This is a genomic window from Bartonella sp. AP3QHHD, assembly GCF_042195765.1.
Taxonomy (GTDB): Bacteria; Pseudomonadota; Alphaproteobacteria; order Rhizobiales; family Rhizobiaceae; genus Bartonella.
This window is the reverse complement of record NZ_JBHIPC010000014.1, coordinates 1-4,198: the sequence shown is the minus strand read 5'-3', so window position 1 is coordinate 4,198 and position 4,198 is coordinate 1. Positions and strand designations below refer to the sequence as shown.

Below are 4,198 nucleotides of genomic sequence, written 5' to 3'. Positions count from 1 at the left end.
TCTTTATCCCTTTTGGAACATAATTAGCAAAAAGGCATTGTATCTCCAGCATATTCAAGGAGATAAAACATGGAAACTCGCATTCCTGAAAACACACCATTTGATACGAATTTTTTAGGAGAAACAACTCTAGAAGAAAAGTATTCATTCTTTCACACACCCATTTCATGGTCCGCAATCTTTGCGGGACTGGTGACGGCTCTTGCCACCTCAATCTGCCTCTCTTTTCTGGTCGCAGCTTTAGGCTTAAGCCAAATGGATTTCACTTCTTCATCCCCATTTGAAGGCTCTTTCCTCTCCTTTGGCGTGGGTTCCGTTATCGTTACACTGATTAGCTTAGCCTTGGGAGGCTTTGTAGCTGGACGTTTTGCTGAATCATCAGGGATTCTTCATGGCTTTCTCACTTGGGCTCTCATAACATTGCTGATGACCCTCCAAGCCATCCACGTGGTTTCTAGTACAGCAAAGATAGGAGCTAAAACGGCTTTAGAAAACAGCTCCATGGTCCAACAAACCGTAGACAGCCTAAAAAACAATATTTCCCCTATACTTGCAAAATTAAACAGTGAAAGTCTTGAAAAGTTTTTTGCAAAAAATAGTGACAATGATATCAATTTTGACCAACTTGGTAGTGAATTGCACTCCCTTCTCAATAAAAGTGACATTCCTGCTCTCAACCCTGATCGCTTGAAACAAACCTATCAAGCTGCACTCAATGATATTGGTTCTGCGATAAAAGCTTTCAAAAATGATCCTTCTCACTATCGCACCACTTTAAAAAATCTTGGTGAGCGCCTGTCTGATCGTGTAGAAGATCTCACAACAAAATTTGATCGAAGTGATATCATCAACGCGCTTATGAAGGATGGCATGACCCGTGCGGATGCACAAACAGCAGCCAACCATGCTGTTCAACTCTATCAAAGCGCAGAGGAAAAAACCGAAAAAGCCATCAAAGCCCTTGAAGAACAGGCAGAAACACTCTCAGACAATCTTGAGGATACGATCAAGGCAGCAAAAAACACTGCAACTAAAGCCACAAAAACAGCCTCCAATATGGGGTGGTGGGGCTTTTTAGGAAGTCTGGTAGGCGCCATTATTTCCAGTGTTTTTGGCTATTATGGTTATAGAAGCCGTAAGGACACTTTCATGCTTTAAAAACTTATAGCTCAAAAAGTATAAAACCAATAAAAAGCTGCACACATGGTGCAGCTTTTTATTACACCTGCGTGAAAAGCTTTTTGTATAAATGGCAACTTACGACCTTACAATATTCAGACAAAGCTTTTTAAAATTCAAACTTGAAAGCAAAATACACAAATGATGAGAGAATATTGTGCTCATCTTCCTTAAAAATCAAAAATCCTCGAAGAAAAAAATCTATCTTTTTATAAGAACGTAGAGAGCTCTTCATTATATGCAGTGTATCCCTTCAAAGAAAGAAGCAAAAAAAATCATGCATCTCTTTGTTGTTAAGAAAAAAAGCGTATACCCTTTTCAATGATATTGCTAAAAAACGCCTCAAAAAACAATGATATAACTTCAAAAAGAATAAGAAATATTTTCAAACAACATGACATTTGACAAAAAATAAATCCATGCTAAGTGTAGGAAATTGGTAGTTTTTTATATTTAAATTATCTGTATTTTATCAACTATAAGGGGGGAAATATATGAATATTTCACTTAATAAAGTAAAAAATGTTATTGAATTGGCTGCTGATGAAGTTGTGCCAACTGCAATGCTTACTAAGTATGCACAGCGTAACGATATTCAAATTTATCAAAGTGAGCTTGATGAGCTTAATATGAATGATTCGCTGGAAGTTTAATGATGTATTGTTGATGCAAATCTGCTTATCCATCCATCTTTAAAAATTAAGCTTATTTAAGTGCATGTTTCAGTTATTTTCAGAGGGCTTTTCTCAAAAAATTTGGGCTAAGCAAGCAGCTGAATTGTCAATTTCGTACATCCCTTTCAATGAAAGGGATGTTTTGAATGCTTTAAGACAATACGCTCTACATCCTCATAAACTCTTAGCTCTTAATCCTAAATCCGAAGTAGTAACAGTGGTTAATGGAGTGCGGAGTCCACGTCCTCTTTCAAACTTTCTTGTTTTAGATACGGATAGAACTATAGAAGAATATACTGCCCGCGTTGACCAATATGCCGAAGGACAAGAATGGGCGGTCATGTATTATGGATTATACGCTGCAACCCCTGTTCTATGGGATGTGGCAAAACAGTTTTCAGATCAATTAGCTCATTCTTTAGGTTTTAGTCCTGGTGGGCGCGTGGATATTGACTGCTTCATCGGTCGATATTCCTCCACCCATGTTGGGATACATGTGGATCACGCTCATAATTTTGGTTTTACTCTACAGGATGGCAAAACAATGTTTGCATGGCCCAGTACACGAGAAGACCTCCAAGGGCTAAAATATCCTGAATATGAAGCGCATAAATTAACAGCAATTGCGCTGCAAAACCGTACAGACCGTGTTGCCTACTTTCCCCATGATGCTTTCCACGTTGCTGAAACTGGAAAAAATATCGCGGCAAATATCAATATTGCTTTTTGGGAAACAGCACACGATGCACAACATCATAAAAATTATGTCACGCATTTACTCCATCTTGATGATCGAACGCGACATGATATCCGCGCATCAGGAAGAGCAAATTTAAACCCTGATAATGCTTTTCAACACTCTGCACTAAACTCCGCCATCGCAAATGGTACCTTAAAACGCCATATGCTGGTTTCTCAATTAATTTGTGATACAAGTTCACGTTTATGTGTCAAGCGCCCCCTTATTGACGTCTCTGAGATTGAAAATGAAATCACTCTTCGCGCATCTGCAACCCTCCAATGGGTGCCCTTACTAGAAACAAAAGAACTCCTCATCGCAGCAAATGGGCATTGCGCCAGTTTTGAGTATAGCTCTCATCTAGAACATTTCCTTTCTCAACTTTCATCAGGAAAAAAATTAGATCTAGCAAAATTAAATGATAAACCACATGACACAGCACAGAAGGAAATTTTAAAAGCTGTAAAAGCTTTAGCATGTTGGGGAGCATTGTGACAAAGAAAAAATCCATGATTTTTACCCAAATGGGACTTTTCCTTGTTTTGGGCTTTAGCAGCTTTGCCGATGAAACAGCACAAGTTACATTTGCTCTACACTTAGCAGAAAGCACAGCATCTATTTCAATGCTGCTGTTTGCAGGGCTTGTCGGGGCAATTTGTGCCGGACCAATTGCACCACGCCTCTTGCATCGCTTCCAACCAGCGCGAACAGTACCCTTTGTTTTATTGTTTGAAGCACTCTTTATAGCCACAGCTGCAATCGCCAACCAATTTTGGGTTTATATTGCCCTTTCTTTTGCACTAGGGTGTGCTGGTTCACTCTTTTGGTCTGCTATCCTTGTTGCTGTACCTGACTTCGCAAAAAATGATCGGCAATTAGACCATATCAACCGCATTATCCAAACAGTCCGTAATCTTGGCTACATTGCAGGACCACTGTTAGGAGGTGTGCTATATGGTCTCTCAAACGGGCAAAAAGGGCTCTTTGCACTATCTATCATGGTTCTCTGTGCAACCTTTATCACTCTCTTCTGTTTTAAAAGTTTAAACATACATATGCCAACAACCACAACACAGCAAGCCAAAAAGGGACTAGATTTAAGAGGGCTCTTGCGTAAAAAAAATGTTGTCTATGCTCTTTCTCCCCTCATCATTACCATCATCCTCACCTCTGCTCTCAACGTCTTATCGATTGTCCGCATCCGCACTGAGCTGTACTTCAGTGCAGAAACCTATGGGATAATCACAAGCATGTTAAGTCTTGGCCTCGTGGTTGGTCCACTCTGTTTCTCCAGCCTTTTTCATCGCTTTGGTAATGCCGCTGGTGCATCACTGGCTGCCACAACCATTGGCTTAGCAATTTTCTGCTTTTCTCTCACACACATTGTATGGTTAATGATGCTGTCATTTTTCATCCTTGGTGGTGCAAACGGCGTACAAAATGCTCTAATGGCAAGTTTTATGATGAAAGCCATTCAGAAAGAACACCGAAACAACCAAATGCCCGCCTATATCTTCATCATACAAACAGCGGTGTGCCTTGGCTTTCTAGGAGCTGGTTTTGTAAAAGTGCATCACACCCAAAGCACACTGTTTATCATTGGCAT

General features: G+C 40.0%; 4 protein-coding genes. All 4 read left to right on the top strand.

Annotation, left to right across the window (positions count from 1 at the left end; all coding sequences use genetic code 11):
* Positions 1–69 precede the first annotated feature (69 nt).
* On the top strand, positions 70–1,158 hold the full coding sequence (locus ACFIL7_RS00750) for a DUF3792 domain-containing protein (RefSeq protein ID WP_375637057.1): 1,089 nt from the start codon (positions 70–72) through the stop codon (positions 1,156–1,158).
* Between the two features lie 515 nt (positions 1,159–1,673).
* Positions 1,674–1,832 (top strand): hypothetical protein, encoded by a 159-nt coding sequence (locus ACFIL7_RS00745; RefSeq protein ID WP_375618735.1) that lies wholly within the window; start codon positions 1,674–1,676, stop codon positions 1,830–1,832.
* Between the two features lie 64 nt (positions 1,833–1,896).
* Positions 1,897–3,087, top strand: a complete 1,191-nt coding sequence (locus ACFIL7_RS00740; RefSeq protein ID WP_375633267.1) for a hypothetical protein — start codon at positions 1,897–1,899, stop codon at positions 3,085–3,087.
* On the top strand, positions 3,084–4,198 hold a 1,115-nt coding region (locus ACFIL7_RS00735), incomplete at its 3' end, for an MFS transporter (RefSeq protein WP_375683239.1). The genes ACFIL7_RS00740 and ACFIL7_RS00735, both read left to right, overlap by 4 nt.